The sequence below is a fragment of the Actinomycetospora sp. NBRC 106375 genome (assembly GCF_030269665.1).
Taxonomy (GTDB): domain Bacteria; phylum Actinomycetota; class Actinomycetes; order Mycobacteriales; family Pseudonocardiaceae; genus Actinomycetospora.
Map to the genome: position 1 here is coordinate 1 of NZ_BSTS01000065.1, position 1,357 is coordinate 1,357.

The 1,357-nt window shown below is 72.1% G+C and carries 1 protein-coding gene; it reads left to right on the plus strand.

The features are described from left to right. Nucleotides 1–115 precede the first annotated feature (115 nt). Nucleotides 116–1,336: an IS110 family RNA-guided transposase gene (locus QSK03_RS32865; protein ID WP_285660037.1), complete on the plus strand. Its 1,221-nt coding sequence runs from the start codon at nt 116–118 to the stop codon at nt 1,334–1,336. The last annotated feature ends 21 nt before the right edge of the window (nt 1,337–1,357 follow it).

A 1,357-nucleotide genomic window follows, 5' to 3' on the forward strand; every position in this document is an offset into this window, starting at 1 on the left:
TAGATCTGTGAGTGTCGCTGCGGTGCTCCGGCTGGGAGGACCAGCAGGCTCGGTGCCGGTGATCTCGACGTGACTCGCGCTAGATCTGGCCGCTTCGGCGTGCCTTGAAGTTGACGTGTCCGCCGAGGTCGCTGGCGCCGGCCTGGCCCACCTGGTTGGCCTGATCAGAAGCCTGTCCGCCTGCGGGCGTGACTCCTCACAGATGTGCCGCTCGGTGACCTCTTCCCAGGCCGGCGCCGACCTGACCGCTGTCCCTGGAAGGGAGCACCGGCCGATGCCGATGCTGGCAGAGACCGTCGACGCCGTCGTGGGCGTCGACACCCACCGCGACACCCATGAACTGGAGATCGCTCACCCGACCGGCGCGGTGATCGCTACCTGCACGGTCCCCAACACCAGCGACGGGTTCGCCCGCGCGCTGGGCTGGATCACCCAGCACGCACCAGGCCCGCGGGTGGTTGCCGCGGTCGAGGGCACGCGCAGCTACGGTTCCGCGCTGGCCCGAGCGCTGGGCGGGGCGGGACTGGTGGTGCTTGAGGCCGAGCAGCCCACCGCCTCCGAACGTCGCGGGCGGGGCAAGACCGACGCCATCGACGCGCACCTCGCGGTGCTCTGGGCGCTGCGCCTGGACCCGGCCCGGCTCCCGACACCCCGGGCCGACGGGGACCGGGAGGCGCTGCGCACACTGTTGTGCGCCCGCGAGGAGATCACGACCGCCGCGACGGGACAGATCAACCGGCTCAAGGCGCTGCTGCGCGACGGTGACGACCGCGACCGCGCCCTGGCCCGCGGGAAGTTCACCGACGCCGACCTGAACACCCTGGCCCGGCGGCGTCAACCGGTCGGGGCCACCCGCGCGCAGGCGGTGCGCCACGGCGAGGTCCGGCGCCTGACCGTCGCGTTGCGCGAGGCCCGCCGCGAGCTCAAGGCCAACCACGCCGCGCTGCAGGGCATCGTCGACGAGCTCGCTCCCAGGCTGACCGACCAGCCCGGGATCGGCCCGGTCAGCGCCGCCCAGGCGATCGTGTCGTTCTCCCACCCCGGGCGCTGCCGCAGCGAGGCCGCGTTCGCCGCTCTGGCCGGCGCCAGCCCACTCGAGGCTTCCAGCGGCCCGACCACCCGGCATCGGCTCAACCGAGGCGGAGACCGCGCCCTGAACCGAGCACTGCACATCATCGCCATGATCCGCATGAGCCGCTGCCCGACCACCCAGGCCTACGTCGAGCGCCGCCGAGCCCAGGGCAAGAGCGCCCGCGAAATCCGACGCTGCCTCAAGCGATACATCGCCCGCCAACTCCACCGCCAGCTCACCGCAGCGATGGCCACACCCGCTTGACAGAAATAGAAGCGTCAACTT